The organism is Neptunomonas sp. XY-337 (assembly GCF_004959845.1).
Lineage (GTDB): Bacteria > Pseudomonadota > Gammaproteobacteria > Pseudomonadales > Balneatricaceae > Neptunomonas > Neptunomonas marina.
Genome location: NZ_SPLL01000007.1, coordinates 147,600 through 167,716, shown reverse-complemented (window position 1 = coordinate 167,716; position 20,117 = coordinate 147,600). Strand labels below are relative to the sequence as shown.

General features: G+C 51.2%; 18 protein-coding genes. 7 read left to right on the top strand and 11 right to left on the bottom strand.

The window, feature by feature from the left end:
- Nucleotides 1–8: 8 nt before the first annotated feature.
- From E4L36_RS15620 to E4L36_RS15600, 5 genes are read right to left on the bottom strand one after another with little or no spacing between them, the layout of a single operon-like run.
- Nucleotides 9–2,345 (bottom strand): methyl-accepting chemotaxis protein, encoded by a 2,337-nt coding sequence (locus tag E4L36_RS15620; RefSeq protein WP_136681369.1) that lies wholly within the window; start codon nucleotides 2,343–2,345, stop codon nucleotides 9–11.
- 59 nt (nucleotides 2,346–2,404) lie between these two features.
- Nucleotides 2,405–2,896: a chemotaxis protein CheW gene (locus E4L36_RS15615; protein ID WP_206064600.1), complete on the bottom strand. Its 492-nt coding sequence runs from the start codon at nucleotides 2,894–2,896 to the stop codon at nucleotides 2,405–2,407.
- Nucleotides 2,893–4,998: a chemotaxis protein CheA gene (locus tag E4L36_RS15610; RefSeq protein ID WP_136681368.1), complete on the bottom strand. Its 2,106-nt coding sequence runs from the start codon at nucleotides 4,996–4,998 to the stop codon at nucleotides 2,893–2,895. Before E4L36_RS15610 ends, E4L36_RS15615 begins: the two co-directional genes overlap by 4 nt.
- Nucleotides 4,999–5,002: 4 nt before the next feature.
- Nucleotides 5,003–5,365 carry a response regulator gene (locus tag E4L36_RS15605; RefSeq protein ID WP_127694854.1) on the bottom strand — a complete coding sequence of 121 codons (363 nt, stop codon included), beginning with the start codon at nucleotides 5,363–5,365 and terminating at the stop codon, nucleotides 5,003–5,005.
- A 22-nt stretch (nucleotides 5,366–5,387) separates the two neighbouring features.
- Complete coding sequence (locus E4L36_RS15600; RefSeq protein ID WP_127694853.1) at nucleotides 5,388–5,651, bottom strand: STAS domain-containing protein; 264 nt, start codon at nucleotides 5,649–5,651, stop codon at nucleotides 5,388–5,390.
- Between the two features lie 447 nt (nucleotides 5,652–6,098).
- Between E4L36_RS15600 and E4L36_RS15595 the strand changes: the two genes are divergently transcribed.
- Entirely contained in the window at nucleotides 6,099–6,356 is a 258-nt protein-coding gene (locus tag E4L36_RS15595) for a hypothetical protein (RefSeq protein ID WP_127694852.1), read from the top strand.
- Between the two features lie 44 nt (nucleotides 6,357–6,400).
- On the opposite strand, the gene E4L36_RS15590 is transcribed toward E4L36_RS15595, so the two are convergent.
- From E4L36_RS15590 to pdxH, 3 genes are read right to left on the bottom strand one after another with little or no spacing between them, the layout of a single operon-like run.
- Nucleotides 6,401–6,865, bottom strand: a complete 465-nt coding sequence (locus E4L36_RS15590) for a peptidylprolyl isomerase (RefSeq protein WP_136681367.1) — start codon at nucleotides 6,863–6,865, stop codon at nucleotides 6,401–6,403.
- Between the two features lie 11 nt (nucleotides 6,866–6,876).
- Nucleotides 6,877–7,539 (bottom strand): dienelactone hydrolase family protein, encoded by a 663-nt coding sequence (locus tag E4L36_RS15585; protein WP_136681366.1) that lies wholly within the window; start codon nucleotides 7,537–7,539, stop codon nucleotides 6,877–6,879.
- Nucleotides 7,536–8,183, bottom strand: a complete 648-nt coding sequence (gene pdxH / locus E4L36_RS15580; protein ID WP_136681365.1) for a pyridoxamine 5'-phosphate oxidase — start codon at nucleotides 8,181–8,183, stop codon at nucleotides 7,536–7,538. Before pdxH ends, E4L36_RS15585 begins: the two co-directional genes overlap by 4 nt.
- 138 nt (nucleotides 8,184–8,321) lie before the next feature.
- Here pdxH and E4L36_RS15575 point away from each other — a divergent pair, with 138 nt between their 5' ends.
- From E4L36_RS15575 to E4L36_RS15560, 4 genes are read left to right on the top strand one after another with little or no spacing between them, the layout of a single operon-like run.
- Nucleotides 8,322–8,960, top strand: a complete 639-nt coding sequence (locus E4L36_RS15575) for a paraquat-inducible protein A (protein WP_127694848.1) — start codon at nucleotides 8,322–8,324, stop codon at nucleotides 8,958–8,960.
- Nucleotides 8,957–9,583, top strand: coding sequence for a paraquat-inducible protein A (locus E4L36_RS15570; protein ID WP_136681364.1), 627 nt, complete (start codon nucleotides 8,957–8,959; stop codon nucleotides 9,581–9,583). The genes E4L36_RS15575 and E4L36_RS15570 overlap by 4 nt, the downstream gene beginning before the upstream one ends.
- Nucleotides 9,580–12,186, top strand: coding sequence for an MlaD family protein (locus tag E4L36_RS15565; protein WP_136681363.1), 2,607 nt, complete (start codon nucleotides 9,580–9,582; stop codon nucleotides 12,184–12,186). Before E4L36_RS15570 ends, E4L36_RS15565 begins: the two co-directional genes overlap by 4 nt.
- 10 nt (nucleotides 12,187–12,196) lie before the next feature.
- A complete protein-coding gene (locus E4L36_RS15560; protein WP_136681362.1) occupies nucleotides 12,197–12,898 on the top strand; it encodes a hypothetical protein in 702 nt (233 codons plus the stop codon).
- Here E4L36_RS15560 and E4L36_RS15555 read toward each other — a convergent pair.
- From E4L36_RS15555 to E4L36_RS15545, 3 genes are read right to left on the bottom strand one after another with little or no spacing between them, the layout of a single operon-like run.
- The gene (locus E4L36_RS15555; protein WP_127694844.1) at nucleotides 12,895–13,536 is read right to left on the bottom strand and encodes a DUF2959 domain-containing protein; all 642 of its coding nucleotides are present in this window, start codon (nucleotides 13,534–13,536) and stop codon (nucleotides 12,895–12,897) included. The two genes, E4L36_RS15560 and E4L36_RS15555, sit on opposite strands and share 4 nt — an antisense overlap.
- Before the next feature lie 36 nt (nucleotides 13,537–13,572).
- Entirely contained in the window at nucleotides 13,573–14,556 is a 984-nt protein-coding gene (locus E4L36_RS15550; RefSeq protein ID WP_136681361.1) for a hypothetical protein, read from the bottom strand.
- Nucleotides 14,557–14,582: 26 nt separating this feature from the next.
- On the bottom strand, nucleotides 14,583–15,428 hold the full coding sequence (locus tag E4L36_RS15545; RefSeq protein WP_136681360.1) for an alpha/beta hydrolase: 846 nt from the start codon (nucleotides 15,426–15,428) through the stop codon (nucleotides 14,583–14,585).
- 252 nt (nucleotides 15,429–15,680) lie between these two features.
- Between E4L36_RS15545 and E4L36_RS15540 the strand changes: the two genes are divergently transcribed.
- Nucleotides 15,681–16,955: a biotin/lipoyl-binding protein gene (locus tag E4L36_RS15540; RefSeq protein ID WP_136681359.1), complete on the top strand. Its 1,275-nt coding sequence runs from the start codon at nucleotides 15,681–15,683 to the stop codon at nucleotides 16,953–16,955.
- 6 nt (nucleotides 16,956–16,961) lie between these two features.
- Entirely contained in the window at nucleotides 16,962–20,093 is a 3,132-nt protein-coding gene (locus tag E4L36_RS15535) for an efflux RND transporter permease subunit (protein ID WP_136681358.1), read from the top strand.
- The last annotated feature ends 24 nt before the right edge of the window (nucleotides 20,094–20,117 follow it).

Here is a 20,117-nt window from a genome sequence, read left to right as displayed (position 1 = left end):
TTTAGATCTTAGAACTCTTCCCACTCATCATCGCTAGACGCCGCTGCCATAATCGGTGCGCTCACAGCCGGTGCAGCTACGCGTTGTGCTGGCGCCGGTGCACTTGTCATCGCAGGCGCAGCGGGCTGAACCGGGGCAGTTTGCGCAGCCATTGAGCCCGCTAAATCAACTTTGAAAACATTGACCAAACGCTGCAACTGCTGCGCTTGCTCTTCCATTGACTCTGATGCCGCTGCCACTTGCTCAACCAACGCAGCGTTCTGCTGGGTACCCTCGTCCATCGCTGTAACCGCGATATTCACCTGCTCGATACCACTGGCTTGTTCGCGGCTCGCCACTGCAATTTCATTGATGATCGATGAAACTTGCTCAACGCCACCCATGATCTCGTTCAAAGCACGGCCAGACTCATCAACGTAGCGGCTACCCTCTTCAACTTTCTCAACGCTATCACTGATCAGCTCTTTGATCTCTTTCGCAGCGCTGGCACTGCGCTGAGCCAAGTTACGAACCTCTGCAGCCACCACAGCGAAACCACGGCCTTGCTCACCCGCACGCGCCGCCTCTACGGCTGCGTTCAATGCCAACAAGTTCGTTTGGAAAGCGATCTCGTCAATCACACCAATGATCTCGGCAATTTTCTTCGAAGATTGGCTGATGTCACCCATTGAGCTCACCACCTTACCGGCAATCTCGCTACCATCATCAGCTAAGACTTTAGCTCGCTCAGCAAGGCGACTAGCCTCCTGCGCATTCTCAGCATTTTGCTTAACCGTACTGGTCATCTCTTCCATGCTGGCCGCTGTTTGTTGCAAGCTTGCAGCTTGGCTTTCAGTGCGTTGGCTCAGCGTCGAGTTACCATGCGCAATTTCAGAAGACCCCGTGGTAATCGCAGAACCGGCACCACGAATATCACCCACCAAGGTCTGCAACTTCGCCATCGAGTTATTAAGGGCATCATTTAGCTCAGCAAACTCACCAGAAAAGTTGCCCTGCATCTGCTGCGTTAGGTCACCATCGGCAAGCCCAGAAAGCACACGTTTTGTCTCGCGCACCGGCTCAACAACCGCATCCAGCATCTCATTAACACCCGTCGCGATCGTACGCATAAAGCCGCTGTAAACATCAGCATCTAGACGCTGGCTCAAATCACCTGAAGAGGCACCATGAATCAGCTTCGCCACGGCATCTTCTGCTTGAAGCTGGTCAGTTACATCCGCCCATTCGACCACGGTACCCAAACGCTGGCCATCATCAGTGAAGACAGGGTTTGCTACCAGATCAAAGCTGCGCACACCCACCTTAATTCGGCCACGGTAGGTATCGCGCAGCGCATCCAACATGCGCTCTTGATGGGATGGGTCTTTATGGAAAATATCGATACTTTTGCCAACTAAATTACGTGCATCGAAGTCAGGCAAATCTCTGCGGATATCCTCTTGTGCCGTGCTTAGCATCTCGACCACTGCATCATTCACATAGATGATGTTCCGATTACTATCTGCCATCATCACGTTGGATGTTACGCAATCTAGGGCTTGTTTGATGCGTGTCGCTTCTTGGGCAACCTGCTTAGAGTTGTTAACGTCAAAGCCTAGCTTGATCGCCATTGACTTCGTCGCGCGGCTCAAGTCACCGAGTTCACCCTCTTCATCTACATCGATCTCGGCAAAATAGTCGCCCTCTGAGACCTGCTTCAGTTTATTGAGTGAGCGCTTGAGCGGCGCTTTCACTTGTTCTTTAACCGTAGAAATCGCACCAAAGTACATCAAGACAAACGCAAGCAGCGGGCCGATCGCCGCAAGGCTTGGCATACCGGCGGCAAACAAACCTCCACTGACAACGAGCATTAAAACAAGTCCGATCGCTGCCCACTGCATAAGCTTGCTGTCTAATGTTTGCGTTTTCAGCTGTTTCGGCGAGGGTAACACAACGTCTTTGTTGCGCAGCTTGGCATAAAGCGTTTCAGCTGCCTGAATTTCAAGATCTGTTGGCGCCGTGCGCACCGACATATACTCAACCACCTGACCGTTGCTAAAGATCGGGGTCGCATTCGCTTTCACCCAGTAAAAATCGCCGTTTTTACAGCGGTTTTTTACTAGCTTGCACCAAGGACGGCCTAGTTGCAGCGTACCCCAAAGATCGGCAAACGCCTCTGGGGGCATATCAGGATGGCGGACAACGTTATGGTTTTTGCCAAGTAGCTCCTCTTCGGAGAAGCCACTAATCTCAACGAAAGCCGGATTCACATACGTAATTGTTCCCTTAAGGTCAGTTTTGGTGACTAACTCCTGCCCGGGTATCAGTTTTCGCTCGCGATCCGTGACTGGCATATTGATCTTCATAAATCAGCTCCTTAACAGCCTTTCATTGGACGTTGCCATCCCACATCTAATCTTTGTTGTTACTCAGACCCGCTCTCATCAAGAGCCAAGTCACCAGAATTAAGCAGATAATCCAAATTCAACAGAATGATCATCTTCTCATCGAGGGTTGCTAACCCTTCGATAAAGTCAGGCTCCACACCCGCCCCCATCAATGGCGCAGGACTCATTTCATCGTTTGAAATCGCATAGGTTTCAGCCACAGCATCCACCACTAGACCAATACTGCGCTGTCGATCACCCGAATTGACCCAAACAACGACGATAACCGTGGTTTGATCGTAAGCGCGCGCGCCAAAACCAAACCGCAAGCGCAGATCGATAACGGGGATAATCGCGCCACGCAAATTGAGCACACCTTTCATGTAATCAGGTGCATTTGGAATACGAGTCACTGCGGACCAGCCACGAATCTCTTGGACACGCAGGATATCAACGGCGTACTCTTCCTCAGCCAAGATGAAAGTCAGCACTTGGCGGCTATCCACTAACATATCGGTAACATCCGTCATGCCAGCGCCTCCTCTTCAACCTGGAGCTGCTCATTTTTTCTGTGCAGCTCGTGTTTAGTCGTTGGCTCCAAGCCGATTTTTATTAGGCCAGCCACATCAAGAATCAGTGCAACATCACCATCGCCAAGAATCGTCGCACCAGAGATACCATCGACTCGCTTGTAATTCGTTTCCAAGCTCTTAATCACCACCTGTTGTTGGCCTTGCAGGTCATCAACAATCAGGCCCACTTTCATGCCACCGCCTTCAACAACAACCATCAAACTCGTGGAAGCCGTCGCTGCACTGGAGGCCACATCAAACACACGGCGCAGATGGATAATCGGGATATACTCGTCACGGAAACGGAACAGACGCCCCTCTCCCGCAATACCTTGTAATTCGGAATCAGCCACTTGAATCGACTCGACAACAGATACCAGCGGTACGATATAAACCTCATCGTTTATCTGCACGAGCTGACCATCAAGGATGGCTAATGTGAGCGGCAAGCTAACCGTGAATGTAGAGCCTTTACCTGTCTCCGATTGAACCGAGACATGCCCACCCAAAGATTCGATATTTTTACGTACCACGTCCATGCCAACACCACGGCCAGAGAGATCACTGACCTCGGCTGCCGTCGAAAAGCCGGCTCGGAAGATAAGTTCATGGATTTCAGATTCAGCCAATGGCTGATCTGGCGAAATCAATCCATTCTCTAGCGCTTTTTCACGAATGCGCTCGGTATTCAAGCCACGGCCATCGTCTTTAATTTCGATGACAATATAGCCGCCTTGGTGGTAAGCATTGAGGTGCACGATACCGGTTTCATCTTTGCCCGCAGCAAGACGTTCTTCAGGGGGCTCCAAACCATGATCAAGCGAGTTACGAACCAGATGCACAAGTGGGTCGCCGATCTTTTCCATCACAGTTTTGTCTAGCTCGGTTTGTTCACCCGATAGCTTCAACTCAACCTGTTTGTTTAGCTTGGCGCTCACATCATGCACCATGCGTGGAAAGCGATTGAACACAAAACTGATAGGCAGCATACGAATCCGCATGACCTCTTCCTGCAGGTCACGGGTATTACGCTCGAGCTGCACTAAACCTTCATGTAAACGCTCTACCGCTGGCAGATCTTGCTCGGCAAGCTCACTACCTGCCTGACTTAGCATGGATTGAGTAATAACGAGCTCACCCACCCGGTTGATCAACCCATCAATTTTGTCGATACCTACACGAATCGAGCCTGCCTCTTGGGAGGCCTTACGCGCTGCGGGCTTAGCCGCAGTCTTCGGCGTTTCTTGAGTCGTAGGTGCTGGAGTTTTTGCAGCCGTGGGTTGTTCTACTGGGGTGTCAACTTGAGGAGCGAGTTCCTCCGCTGGGGCACTTTCTACGGCAGTGTCCAAGAGTGGCGTGATAGTGAGTTCACAATCATCTTCAACCCACTCAAATACTTCGCGTACATCCGCCTCACTACAATCGCTAAATAATTGGACCTGCCAAGCAAGGTGAAGCTCTTCTGGGTTCAGTTCAGAGAACTCAGGTAATTTATCTTCTAAAACACTAAGCTCAGTATCCCCTAACTCAGCGAGCGCCGACATCATCAGGATTGGCTCATTACCTGTCATCAAAAGATGGGGCTCTGGGACAAAGTGTATCAGCCAACCTTTTTGCTGCTGTGCGCCAGTATCAGCAGGTTGTGCCTGAGGTGTATCTGTAGCAGGCGCCGGGGCGCCCCCTTCTAATTCAGCGACCAACTCTTGATGGACTGTACCAATTTGGTCGTTCTCGCACTCGACTCCATCACGCGCAGCCTCCAGCAACATACGAATGCAATCGACCGACTGCAGCAACAATGACTGCAACGACGGAGTGAAGGCTCGATCACCGCCGCGCACCTCGTCCAGCAATGTTTCAACAACATGAGTGAACTCGGTAATGTGCCCAAAACCAAAGGTACCAGCTCCCCCTTTAATGGAGTGGGCAGCACGAAAAATCGCGTTGATCTGCTCACTATCATTCGCATCTAGATTCAGGAGCCCAGACTCCATCACTTCCAACCCTTCAAAGCTCTCTTCTAGAAAGGTAGGAATGAATTGTGAGAGATCAATACTCATAGGCTTATCGCACCACGCGCTTCATTGTCGCCAACAAGGTATCAGGGTTGAACGGTTTAACTAGCCATCCCGTTGCACCGGCAGCCTTACCTTTCTGTTTCATCTCCGGAGAGCTTTCCGTCGTTAACATCAAGATCGGTGTGAATTTGAAAGCAGGTAGTTTACGCAGCTCACTACACAGCGTGATGCCATCCATAATGGGCATGTTGACATCACTCAGCACCAAGTCACATTTCGTCCCCTTGGCTTTGGTCAACGCCTCTTGTCCGTTACCAGCTTCAACAACATCGTATCCCTGTTGCTTGAGGGTAAATGTCACCATGTTGCGCAGGGATGCAGAATCGTCGACAACCAATACTGTCGCCATGTGAAATCTCCAATTTAAATATCTACTCAGGAAGTCCTAATACTTCCACCATTCCAATCCAACGAGCACTTTGAAAAAGAGCATCCGATGAGCCCTGCCATTGAATATCACCACCCTGTTGCTGAGCGGCTTTTTTAACGGCAGCTAAAAGCTGGATTCCTGCGGTATCAACACGTTGTAGGCGGGAAAGATCCATCTCAAGCTGCGGCCCATTGTTGAGGGCTTCAGCAAACTGCTCCTTCATCTCTGCGGCTTCGATGATGGTTAAGTGTTCCGGCAAGTTCATTTGGCTACTTCTCCCTTATGTGCATCGTAGCTCCTAAAAGATAGTTCACTTTCCAATGCTCTACCTGTAAATCGGCAAATTTATCCCTTTCTTTTGTACTTCTTTCGTACCAATTCAGCATCAGCTAAGCAGATACCCAAAAAGAACATTCAAAAACTAAAAAATGATAATCAAAAATCAATAAAGACAAATCAAAAACACATAAAGCTATAAAAAATAAATTTAAAATAACAAAAAACTCTAAAAAACCTCGCATTAATATTGCTTTAAAAACAAGCACTTACACACTTGAAAGCCGACACTCAAAATTATTCCAAAACCCCAAAAAAACACTTAATAATCAGCAACTTAAAGACATTAAAAATAGAGGATATTTTTGCCAAAAATCATTTTTTTATTTAGAATAATCTTAAATCAAAAATAAATAATCATTAAGGATTTAAGACAATGCAAGAAAGGGAAATAAAATTGCTTTTCAACGCAGGCGTATTTGAATCATGTGAAGCCACGCCGATTGCGATGTCACGCGGCTGGACGTTGAAATTTATCGCGAAGGACGGAAACATCATCACGCTAGACTTGCAGCGCAGTAAGAAGGAGCGGGAGTTTAAAAGTCTGGATGGTGCTGCGGCCGTGGCCAAGCGCATCGGTTTCGAGTGGCTAAATGTGCATTTAGGGGAGCTAGAGTGGCGCGAGAAGGTGTAGCAGACACCAGCCCAAAGGCTGATGCCGCTATCATCGATGCGGAGCTAGATTAAGCTGCCGGCTTTAATTTCGTCTGCAGTTGCCGTACGGACCTCGAGAAGATCCACCTCAAAGGTGAGGGTTTCACCGGCATAAGGGTGATTAGCATCGACCGTAACGACGTCGTCCGCAATCTCTACTACAGAGACCAGCTCCTCGACGCCTTGTTCGTTAGTCATATGGCACATAAAGCCAACAGCAAGCTCTGGAACATTGGCAAATAATTGGCGCTCCACATCGAAGACTTTCTCTTCGTCACGCTCGCCATAAGCTTGTTCAGGGGCCAATGTGACACGGACCTGCTCACCAGCTTCGTGGCCATCAAGAGCGGCTTCAAGGCCTGGCACGATATTATTATGCCCATGCAGATAAGGGATCGGATCACCGCCCTTAGTACCATCAATGACCTCACCTTCACCGCTGACTAGCGCATAGTGGAAGGTAACAACCCGATCTTTCTCAATTTTCATTTCAAACCTCTTTACTTCATCATCTGCAACTGCAGCCACTGACCCAACGTTTCCAGAGACGCTAACGACACTTCGTGAGCCATAGGGTAAACGTGCCACTGCGGCGCGTAGCCATGAGTGTCTAGTTGCTGCTTAGCCGCTTCACCCATCGCAATTGAAACCACATCATCATACTCCCCGTGCAGCGTTAAAATGGGTAACGCTGTTGGTGCAACCGGCGCGACCTCATCAAGTGAGCGCGGTAAATAGGTCGACATCGCAACGATGCCACCCAGCGCGTGTGGATAAGTTAACCCCGCCTCGTAAGCAACCGCGCCCCCTTGGGAGAATCCAACTAGAAAGATCCGCTGAGCGGCGATGCCCTGCTCAATGTACTCATCAATCAACCGCTGGACCTGCGCCACCGACTGCTGCAACTGCTGAGCGTTGATCTCTCGGCCACCAGCCTCCATGCTCAGAATGTCGTACCAAGAGCGCATCTCAAAGCCACCGTTGATCGTCACAGGACGCACCGGAGCATTCGGAAACATAAAGCGAATTTTAAGCGACTCAGGCAATGATAAGTAAGGAATTGCAGGCGGGAAATCAGATCCATCCGCTCCTAAGCCGTGCATCCAGATCACGACACTATCAAAGTCGGCCGCTGTATCAACGATGATTGGCATATCGCTCATGGCTGCAATCTCGTCAACGTCCAACCATCAGCGGTTAACGTGTAGCAAAATCGGTCGTGTAGACGGTTCTCACGTCCCTGCCAAAACTCAAAGCGTTGCGGCACGAGACGATATCCCCCCCAGCGCTCGGGGCGCTCTACTTGATCGCCGCAGCGTTGTGAGAAAGCTTCTACTCGTGCTTCCAGCTCTTCGCGGCTCTCTACCGGCGCACTCTGATGGGAGATCGCCGCACTAAGCTGGCTACCCAATGGACGCGCATGGAAATAGGCCTCACCCTTCGCAGGATCGAGCTTCTCCACACGCCCTTGGATGCGAATCTGGCGCTCCAACCCGTACCAGTAGAACATTAGCTCCGCTTGCGGGTTTTCAGCTAGCTCCTTCCCCTTGTTACTTTCGTAGTCGGTATACCAGGCAAAACCGTCTGCATCGAAGTGCTTTAACAAAACGATACGCGCCGACGGCATCCCGGTTTTGCTGGCCGTTGCTAACGTCATGGAGGAGGCATCATCCGGACGCGCTTGGCATGCTATGTCGAACCATGTCGAGAACTGCTCAACAGGATCTGCTGCCATATCGCTTCGCATTAATCCCTCGGCCACATATTCGCGCCGTAGCTGTGTTAAATCACCTGATTTTTCGGACATATTTCTACTCCTCTGAAGTTAGCTGTACTATAGCGAAAAGCCTCTTCTGAAACACGGTTAATACACGGCTTTCTGCTAGGCTTAGTGCTTCACGGCACGCTTCTCATACGGATTGCTGAAAGGAACTGATCTCAACCGATGCCACCTCGCTCCGAAACTCGACATGCCCACCGTTTCTGGGCTTGCCCTGAATGCGACTACCTCATGCATCAGCGAGCAGTCCCCGATAAGCAGGAAGCCAACTGCCCACGCTGCGGCTACACGCTGGTGGCACGTCACCACCGCTCAGTCGAGCGTACGTTAGCGTTGGCAATTACCGGCCTTATCTTATTCTTTCCTGCCAACTTATTTCCGATTCTCTCGCTGCAAGCGCTAGGTCTGGCACAACAAGAGACGATCTTTAGTTCGGTGGTGGCGCTCTACGATAGCCGCTTGTATGCCGTATCCGCGCTCGTTTTGATGACAGCGATTATTGTGCCGTTTATCAAAATGCTGTTGATGGTTTATCTCAGCGCCAGTCTGATGTTTCATCGGCGCAGCCGCGGGCTCTCTTGGGCGATGCGCAGTTACCAGCAGCTCGATAGCTGGGGGATGTTAGAGATCTACCTTCTTGGTGTTTTTGTATCGATGATTAAACTTGTCGATATTGCCGAGGTCACACCGGGGATTGGTTTATACAGCATGGCGGCGCTTATCTTAACGACGCTCATTACCTCAACACAGTTGGACCAGCACCGTTTTTGGCGGCGCATTGAGCAGTTGGAGCGCGCCCGATGAGCCATAGCGCACTTAAACAAGGTTTGTTGTGCTGTACTCAGTGCCACAAAACGTTACCGCACAGTTACGATGGGCAGCCCTGTCCGCGCTGCGGCACTAAGGTCCACCAGCGGCGTCCGCACTCGATCACCTATTCGTGGGCACTGCTGATCAGCGCGGCATTTGCTCTCATTCCAGCTTATATGCTGCCGATCATGACGCTCAAATCATTAGGACAAGGCGCACCTTCCACCATTATTGGCGGCGTTATTGATCTTATCGAGTACGATATGCTGGGAATCGCCTTTGTGGTGCTCACCGCATCGGTCATTATTCCGCTGATTAAAGTGGTGGGGATGGTGATTTTATTGTTAACCGTGCAGCGAGGTGTTGTCACCAACCTGCACCAGAAAATGCTAATGTACCGGTTTGTCGAATGGATCGGCCGCTGGTCTATGCTGGATATCTTTGTTGTGGCGATTTTGGCCGCCATTGTGCAGCTCGGTAACCTCGCTTCCATCAATGGTGAAGTGGGTGCCACTGCATTCGGAGCCGCAGTGATTCTAACAATGTTATCCGCCACGGTGTTCGATACGCGCCTTATTTGGGATAAGCACTTACAACAGCTCGAGGAGTCGCAATGAGCGATAACGACCCTATCATCCGCCGCCGACGTATGCCCTCTGCGGTATGGCTCCTGCCGCTCATCGCCGCCATTATCGCAGGCTGGCTGGTCTACAAAAACTACACGGACCGCGGCATTAAGATTGAAGTCCTATTTGACTCTGCCGCAGGCCTTGAGGCCAACAAGACAAAAGTGCTTTACCGTGGTTTACCGGCAGGTGTCGTTAAAAAGCTCGAAATTGACGAAAATTTACGCCAAGTTCGCGCATTTATCGAGATGGCACCGCAAGCGGATGACTCGCTCACCGACAAAGCTAAGTTCTGGCTTGTTAAGCCGCAAGTGTCTCTATCGGGTGTGCGCGGGCTCGAGACGCTCCTCTCTGGGCACTACATTGGCTTTCAGCCTGGCCTTGGTGGCAACTCGACACGCGAGTTCACGGCGCTAAATCAGCAGCCCCCGCCGATTAAAGATGCGGAGGGGCTCTATCTGACTCTCACCGCCGACAGTGCTCGCTCGGTGTATCAGGGTGCGAACGTGTTTTATCGCGATATTTCTGTCGGCGAGGTGCTCAGCCATTCGCTCAGTAAAGATGGCAAAGAGGTACTTATAGAGGTCTATATTGAGCCACGCTATACCCACCTTATCCGCGAAAATACGCGCTTTTGGAATGCTGGCGGCATCAAGGTCAAAGCAGACCTGCCTAAGATCGATATCGAAGTCGGCTCTCTCGCATCTTTAATTGCAGGGGGTATCCACTTCTCAACACCACAAACAGACTCGCCGGCCGCGCAAAGTGGAGCACTGTTTACGCTCTTTGGTGACTTTGAGGATGCTCAAGATGGTATTGAGATCACCCTACGCTTTCCGGGCGCTACGGAGCTAACAGAGGGTGCGAAAGTGCAAAGCCGTGGCGTACAGGTGGGCCGCGTGACACGCGTTGCGCTAACTGACGACTTCAAACACCTCGACGCCACACTGCTGATCGACCCAAGAGCGGAGGATATGCTGCGCAGCGGCAGCCGTTTCTGGCTACAAAAACCCGATCTATCACTGGATAATTTAAAACTCAGCGCCTTGCTGCGTGGCAGCTATATCGAACTAGACGCCGGCCAAGGCGAGCGACAACGCCAGTTTACGGCACTGACGATTCCACCTGCCAAGCGCCAGCTATCGATGGGAGCCTCTATCGAGCTACACACCAAACAGCTAGGCTCTATTACGCAGGGTTCGCCATTACTTTATCGTCAGCTTCCGGTTGGGGAGGTGATCAGCTATGAGCTGGCTACCGCTGGCGATTACGTGGTGATTCACGCCGTTATCGAACAACGCTATGCGCATTTATTGTCGGGTAATAGCCGCTTTTGGAACGCCAGTGGAATACGTTTGTCGGCAAACATAGACGAAATCAAATTACGTACAGAATCCACGAGCGCGTTGTTACAAGGCGGGATCGCGTTCTTTAACCCGACGCAAAAACGCACTCCGGTTAGCAAAGATAAAATCTACTCTCTGTTTGAAGACTATCAAGCTGCAACAGAAAATGGCCGCTTAGCCGATGCAAATCGCGCACAAACACTGCGCTTTCGCCTTCATACAGAGTCTGTAGGGTCACTCACATCAGGCGCACCTATCCTCTATAAACAGGTCCCGGTTGGGCAGGTGCTGGAAACCGTTTTGGATAAGAATGGCCGCAGCTTAACGATTTTTGCTGAGGTCGAAGCGAAATATCGCCACCTTGTCCACGAGGGTAGCCGCTTTTGGGATGTCAGCGGCATCAACGCTCAAGTCAGCCTGAAGGAAGCGCGTATTCGTACCGAATCACTCAAATCACTGCTACGCGGCGGTATCGCCTTCGAAAACCCACAACAAGGTGCGAAGGTCAAAGCCAACCACTTATTTACACTCTATCCCGACCACGAAAGCAGTGTACAGCAGCCACTCGCGATCCGTGTCACCTTCCCAACGGGTAAAAACTTGCAGCCTTTGGCCGATATCCGTTATCAAGGGCAAAACGTGGGTAAAGTCAGGACAGTGCGCGTTGTCAACGAAGGAAAGGCCATCGAGGCTGATATCGATCTCTATCGTGACGGACACTTCCTAGCACGCGAGGGTAGCGATTTCTGGATTGTTGAACCTGTCATTCGTCTGAGTAGCATCGAAAACCCCGAAGGCGTCATACTCGGTAACTATGTCGAAGCGCGCAAAGGCGATGGCGCCGCGAAGGTTCAATTCACTGGCCTGCGTGAGACGCCTCCGTTTCAAGATCGTAATGGGTTAAATATTATTGTGCGTGCAGCTCAGCTAGGGTCTTTGGTAAAAGGCTCCCCTGTGTTTTATCGCCAAGTCCCTGTTGGATCGGTTGTCGGGTATGACCTACACCCAACTGAGCCTTGGGTAGAAATTTTCCTCAATGTTGCGCCTGAATATGCCAATTTCGTAAAAAAACAGAGCGAGTTTGCCAATATCAGCGGTTTGCGGGTGGATTTCTCCCTTCTGGGTGGGCTAGATATCCAAACCGAAAGCCTTGAAACACTGGTAGGCGGCGGTTTGAGCTTTACCTCGCCCACGAACGGGACCCCGGCACAATCAGGCGATACGTTTACGGTTACATCAAACCGATAGCGAGGTCAGGATGTTAAGAAGCTTATGTATCGTATTGCTAGTTTCATCCTTAGCGCTCCTCTGTGGGTGTACCGCGGGCACCGTGCCATCGTTTAATCTGAAAACGCTAGCCAAGTCTGATATCGATATGGTCATCGACCGACACATCAGCGAAACTAACCGCCTTGCTGCGCAACTGATGGTCAAACTCTATAAGCGCAACCCCCGCGAGCTGCGCAAAGGCCCTCCGGGAATGACAGTCGAGAAGCGTCTTAAACTACTCTTCAACACGCCTTACACGGTCAACTTCAATGAGCTGAACGGGGCCTACGGCAACCGCGCAATTCCGTTAGCATTTGATCCAAACTTCAAGGGTGATCGCGTGTTTGCCTTGATGGCGGGTATCGCAGGCATGCTCCATACGGCCTACAACCATCAAACGGAGTACTTTATGTTTGATGATCTCGACCAGCAGAAGATCTACCACTGTGCTCGCAACCTTGAATCAATAGCCTGGCAGCTTAATAGCCGCCGCGCGGCCAATGGTGAGTTGTTTATTCTGGCGAACAGTATTGACGCACAAAGTGGGCTATCTAACTTCAGCTTTGAGCGTCTCTTCGGCAAGATGATTGCCATTCAAGATGTGCTGGCGCAGATCATCTCTGATAAAAATGATCGCGCCATCAATAAGGTGGTACACGGCGTCGCTTCCACCGTGTTGTTGCCGATTTAACGTTTCTTATCCATCGACGCGATAAATGCGTCCGATTCACGGATAGAGCGCTGCATATCACGCATTAGGCGATCAATGTTCTGACGGATGTTAGCAAACTCCCCCTTCAGCGCGCCAACCGCTTGCGCATTTAGATTGTGCTTGAGGTAAAGCACGTTATCGTTCAACGCTAAAAGCACTGGTTGCATGCGCTTTTCAGCCTGCTTCATGGTCGCGATCAAACTCTGATAGCGAGCTTTCGTATCACGTAGCTGGCGGGCGCTCTGTACACGTAACCGATCACTCTGATACTGCAGCAGCTCTTCATCCCACTCTTCAAATAGCGCCTCAGCGACACTTTCAACACTGCGGATACGGTCAGATACACGCTCTGCAGCATCATAGCTATCATCATACTCAGCTTGCAGGCGCTCATAGAGCTGGTCTAACTCACCGCCATCAAACTGCACAACAGCGCGGTACTGTTCGAGCGCATCACGAAACTCCTCTTGCGCTTCACCTTGAGCATCACGTGTTTCTTCCACACGATCCACCAAAATATCGCGCTTATGGACACCGACTTGCTCCATCGCCGAGTAGTAAGCGCTTTGGCAGCCGGTTAGAGCAACCAGCAGCGTTGCTGCAAATAACTTCTTCATCTTTATTACCTCACTGCTTAGCGTGCAAATGCCGCTCTATAGCGGGTTATTGATCTGGATTTTACTAATTTTGTGGTTTTCATTGAGCATAAGCGTGATATCTGCTCGGTTTGGCATCTCATCCAGCATCGTGCGCGTTAAACGCTCGTAGTGCTGGATAAAGCGCTCAATCTCTTGCTCATTCATGATGCGCAGGTGATCAGTCGGCTGCTGAGTGTCAAAGATATATTTTACCCGCTCCGCCAGCTTCTTCTCTTGTAACGAGCGCCACTCAAATACAGCCTCCATACTCGGAACTTTCAGCATCACCAAAGTATCGATCATGCCAAAGAGCTGTTGGTAGCGCCCAGCTAACTGCTCGTTCACGTATTGTCGCCATTCGCCGCTGGCGTCTTCATTTCGTTCCAGCGTATTGATCGGCACATCAAGCGCATCCTGTGTCTGCGCCATCGCGCCCACACACCAACCTTCAAAGACAATCACATCCGCAGGCCCTACCCACTCCTGCCACACGGCTGTCTGACAACGGTCGTCAGTTGATTTATCAAAAACAGGAATTTTGGTCGGCTGCTCGGCATCACCTTTGATGAGGGAGTGGATAATATCGATGCCCAGCTGAACATCATGCGTACCCGGCACGCCACGTGTCATGAGCAATGGATGAACCGCTTCAGACAGTTTTTCACGCTGCGCCCGCGTTTTGTAAAGATCATCCAAAGAAAAGCCCACAACACGTTGCCCAAACCCCTCGCTGAGGATCACTTCGATCAGATTAAACAGCGTTGATTTGCCCGCGCCCTGAGCACCATTTATGCCTACCACCAGCGGCCCATCTTGCTGTAAACGTCGCTGATATAACCATGCTCCGAGTGGCACATAGATCGACTCAAACATCTCTTTGAGCCCAATATCTACTTTGAGGGAAGCTAGCGCAGACGCGAACGCCTCCTCCACCTTATCCACAGCTTGCTTGCGCGCTTCATAGCTCAAACACAACTGCTCTTTCGGCCACAATGACATGGGTGTGACATCCTCCTGCTTACCAATTAGTGAGTACGTAACCACTCACAAACATGACTGATTTGATCCGTCTCCATCAATGACGGTACATGCGGCACGCCAGCAACGCGATATAGATCGAGCTGGGGGTTTTCGTTGCACATCTGCGTTACTGTTGGCTCTGTTAGCACATCTGATTGGTCGCCCCAGATCAGTAATTGTGGGCACTGAATCGCACGCCAAATAGCCCACAGATCAACATCCTCTGACGCCGCGGCTCGGGTGATATCGCCAATCGTTGGATCGTAGTGCTGTGTCCAACCCTGCTCGGTTTCACGAAAGCCGTACTGAACAAGAGTATCCCAGCTCTGCGCTGAAATCTTGCTCAAACCTGGGTAGGTCTGCTGCATAAAGGCTTTGGCCTCAGAGAGGTCAGCGAAGTACTTGGGTACCAGATAATCCCCAATATGAGCCAATGCTTCTTTAGAGACAAACGCACCAATATCGTTAAGAATCAGCTTACGAATCGGCGACTGAGGCAATGCAGCCATCGCCATTCCAATAATGCCGCCCATTGATGTCCCCAGCCAATCAACAGATGTCACGTTTAATCGCGCCAACAGCGCTGTCATATCAGAAACATACTGGGGGATCGCATAGTGTGCAGCCGCTGCAGACGGCAACCAGTCGCTCTCTCCCCGACCAACCATATCGGGGCAAATAACGCGATATTCACGCGACAATACCTTAGCGATCTCATCAAAATCCCGGCCATTGCGTGCTAAACCGTGCACGCAAACTAAGACTCTTTCGTTATCTTGGCTGCCCCACTCGCGGTAAGCAATACGATGAAAACCCGTTGGATTTAACCCTAGAACAACCCCTTTACGCATCATTTCATCCTTTATTGATTTAGGTAATAGGTGGATAGCAGGCTCACCCTGGATAGATTAGCAGAGTAGAATGTAAAGTTTGGTAAACACATCTATAGGTTTCACTACAAACGCTGGGCTTTAGATTATCATAAGTTAGCGTCTGACTCTCAGCTTGATAGCAGAGATATCTGGTGCTGCGTTAACGGCAAACAACCGTTTACCGGCCTGATGCGTATAGTGAATGGAATAAAACTGAATAAGGTGAACTAGATGTCAGCTGTGGAGACAGATTCACGCCCCTCCCTTGCTAAAACCCTCATGAAATGGCTCCTGCCGCTGCTTATTCTAGCCGCTGCAGTCTTCATTTTTCAGTACCTCAAGGGGAGTAAACCTGTTGCCAGCTCTAAGCCGCCGCAGCAGCGCTTATGGAGTGTACAAACCCAGCCGGTCGCATTTGAGCGCCATCAACCGGAGCTAGTGCTTTACGGAAAGGTGGAGTCTCCAGCGGCATCAAAACTCACCGCCGCCGTTACCGCTTATGTGGAAAAAGTTGCCGTTAAAGAGGGCCAAACTGTAGCCAAGGGTGATCTACTACTACAACTTGACCCGCGCGACGCAGAGCTATCGCTACGCCAGCAAGAGGGTAATCTACAAAGCATCAAGGCACAGTTGGATGCCTTAGAGGTTCAGCATCGCGCTGATAAAGCGGCGCTGCGCATTGAAAAAGAGCTGTACGCTTTAGCCGAGAAATCAGTCAAGCGTTTTCAAAATCTTGCCAAACGTAAAGTCAGCTCAGAAGATCAGCTAGATAACGCGAAGCGTGCTTACCAACAGCAAGCCCTTTCACTGAATAACCGCGAGCAAGCCATTCGCAGCTATTCGGCCCGTAAAGCTCAGCTGCAAGCCGAACTCACTCGCGCTAGCGCAGCCCATGACGCCGCCAAGCTCGATTTAGACAGAACCTCTGTCACAGCCCCCTTTGCTGGGAAAATTGCGAGTGTGGATGTTTCCGTGGGTGACCGAGTGCGCAGCGGCGAGATCTTGACCACGCTATACGATCCCAGTGAGATCCAGATCCGTTCGCAAATCCCATCAAAAGACTTGGCGCAAGTGCGCGCATCACTGGCAGCAGGTCAGCAATTACAGGCGAAAACACAAGTTGACGGGCAAGCGGTATCGCTAACGCTAGCACGCTTGGCCAGCTCAGTAGCGGCGGGGAAAGCGGGCGTTGATGCACTATTCGACCTGCAGCAAGGCAGCTTTGCCCCCGAGACAGGACGCACCCTATCGCTCACACTTGCCCTAGCGCCTCAAGACAACACCATTGCCCTACCACCGCTGGCGTTATATGGCATTGATCGTGTCTATCGTGTTCAAAATGGTGCTTTAGAAGCGGTTAACGTTGAGCGCATTGGCAACACACAGACTAGTGCTGGAGAAACCCGTGTACTGGTGCGCTCGCAGGCTCTTAAGCCGGATGATCAGGTCATTATTACCCAACTGCCCAATGCCATTTCAGGCTTGCCAGTTAAGATCGCGGAGTAGTGTGATATGTCGACCTACTCTGGCCCTCTACATAGTTTAACCGCAACGTTTACGCAGCATCGCGTTGCCGCCAATCTTTTGATGATCCTGATGATCTTGGCGGGCGTATGGGGCGTTAAAAAGCTAAATACGCAATTTTTCCCCTCGTTTGAGCTCGATATCATTACCGTTGGTGTGACTTGGTCAGGTGCGGCGGCTGAGGATGTAGAGACCTCCATCGTACTGCCGATTGAGGAGGAGATCCGCTCGATTGATGGGCTGGATACACTCTATGCCACCAGCAACCAAGGACGCGCGTCATTTCGCCTGGAGCTACTCGAAGGCACCGATGTCCAATACACGCTGGATGAGGTCAAACAGAAGATCGATGGTATTCGCTCCTCTTTACCGAGTGACGCCGACGAACCCGTGGTGCAGCGGATTATCCGTTATGAGCCCATTGCATCGCTGCTGCTAACGTCTGACCGTAGCTCCCTTGAGGAGCTGCGCCCGCTAGCCAATCGTATCGAGCGGGAGCTGCTCGAAACCGGCATTCGTAAAATTGATATTAACGGCCTGCCTACAGAAGAGATCGCCGTTCAAGTGCCGACAGCAAAGTTACATGCATTAGGTATGTCGTTAAACGACATTGCGCAAGAGGTTGGTCTACGTAGTATCGATCTCCCTGCGGGCACCGCCGCGAAAGAGGAAGGCGCCAAGCAGATCCGTAGCCTCAGCCAGCAACGTGATGTGGAGGGTTTTCAGCAGCTGCCGCTGATCGCCGATGCCAATGGGCGTCTGGTACGCTTGGGTGATGTGGCAGACATTGAGTGGCGCGCCAAAGATCAGCAGGTTGAGCTTAACTATCGTGGCCAACCCGCGGTGCTAATTGAGCTGCGCCGTACCGAAAACGAAGACTCTCTGAAAGCCGCCAAGCTCATGCACACCTGGCTACAAGATGCGAAAACCGACCTCCCTGAAGGGGCTGAGCTTATCGTATTCGATGAGTCTTGGACGAAAGTACAGGCGCGGATCGACCTGCTTTTAAAGAACGGTCTCGGCGGCTTGGTCCTGGTTATCATCATTCTATTTCTATTCCTGAACGCGCGTGTCGCATTCTGGGTTACCGTGGGTATTCCTGTTTCGTTTCTGGCAACCTTGGCCATTCTTTATATGATTGGTGGCTCCATCAATATGATCAGCCTTTTCGGGCTGATCATGGCACTGGGGATTATCGTCGATGATGCCATCGTGGTGGGGGAAGACACGCTGACCCACCTACAGATGGGGGAAAGCGGCCTAAAAGCGGCCATTGGAGGTGCCCAGCGCATGCTAGCGCCAGTTGTTGCTTCCTCGATGACAACCATTGCCGCGTTTCTTCCTCTGCTCCTCATCGGCGGCACCATTGGCAACATCCTAATCGATATTCCCACCGTGGTGATCTGCGTGATTGTCGCCTCACTGATCGAGTGTTTCCTAATCTTACCCGGCCACTTACACCATAGCCTGCACAGTAAAAAGGACTTACACCCATCGAAGATGCGTACGGCAATCGAAGCGCGTGTTAACCGCTTTCGCGATCACTACTTCAGACGGGTGGTGCGCGCCGCTATTCGTTTGCGTTGGGCGACGATAGCCAGCGCTTTGGGGATTTTCATCATCGCCATCGGCTTGGTGATGGGCGGCCGCGTGAAATTTGTGTTCTTCCCCGCCATCGACGGTGAGGACTTTACCGCCAATGTACAGTTCACATCGGGCACCGATGATCGCCATGTTCGCGACTTTCTTAACCATCTCGATAGTACCCTACGGGCAACAGATGCCGAGCTAGGCGGCGGGTTACTTACGGTCGCGGTGCAGGAGGTCGGCAAGATCAACACTGACCGCCGCACCGCAGGCCCCACAACCGGTGACGAATTTGGCTCTCTTTATGTGGAGATGATCCCCGTTGATACACGTGACATAACCAACCGCGAGTTTGTGACCAAGTGGCGCGAGCGAATTGAAGTTCCGCCCGGTGTTGAGAAGTTTACGATCGACCAGTCTCGAACCGGGCCACGCGGCAAACCGGTCGAAATAAAGCTGATCGGCACGGATATTGGTGCCCTCAAACAAGCCTCGCTTGATATCCAAGAGGTACTCAAAGGTTATCAAGGGCTAAGCAACGTAGATGACGACTTACCTTTCGGTAAGCCGCAATTGATCTACTCCTTAACGCCAGCCGGTGAAGCAAGCGGCTTGCGTTTGCAGCAGGTAGGTCGACAGTTGAGCGCGGCCTTTAATGGTATTGAGATTCAAACCTTTTACGAAGATCAAGACGAGGTTGAGGTACGCGTCATGCTGCCAGATGACGAACGTAACCAACTACGCTCGTTAGAAAGCATCCCCATTGTGCTGCCCGATGGCTCAACGGCACCGTTAGCCAACATCGTGCACTTCGAACCAAAGCAAGGCCTAGACTCCCTGCAGCGAGTGGATGGCCAGCTATCGATTAACGTGACCGCAGACCTTAACGAAGCCGTCGCCAATGCCAATGAGATTATTGCAGATCTAAGGGAAGGTGCGCTTCCTGCCATCCTTGGTAAGTGGGGTGTGGAGGCAAGCTTCGAAGGTAAGAACCGAAACCAGCGCGAAACGCTGGCCGATATGAAGCTGGGCTTATTGATCGCCCTATCGCTTATCTACATCATTTTGGCTTGGGTATTTGCATCCTACAGCTGGCCGATTACCGTGATGCTGGCTATTCCGCTGGGCTTAACGGGTGCAATCTTTGGACATGCGCTGTCTGGGCTGGACCTTACGATACTGTCGCTATTTGGTTTCTTCGGTTTATCAGGCATTGTGATCAACGATTCGATCGTCTTGGTGACCTTCTACCAAAAACTACGCGCCAGCGGCATGGCTGTCGAAGCTGCTATAGAAGAGGCCGCATGTCAGCGTTTACGCGCAGTCTTGCTAACATCCCTCACGACTATCGCGGGGCTTACCCCTATCTTGTTTGAGACCTCATTACAGGCGCAGTTCTTGATTCCAATGGCAACATCCATCGTCTTTGGCCTAGCGTATGGCACCCTGCTGATCCTGTTGTTTATACCTGCCGTGCTCACAGTGCTAGAGAACACCAAACGTAAGCTGGGACTGCGCCTTCAATACAGCTAAACGCCCTCAGAAATAGCGACTTAC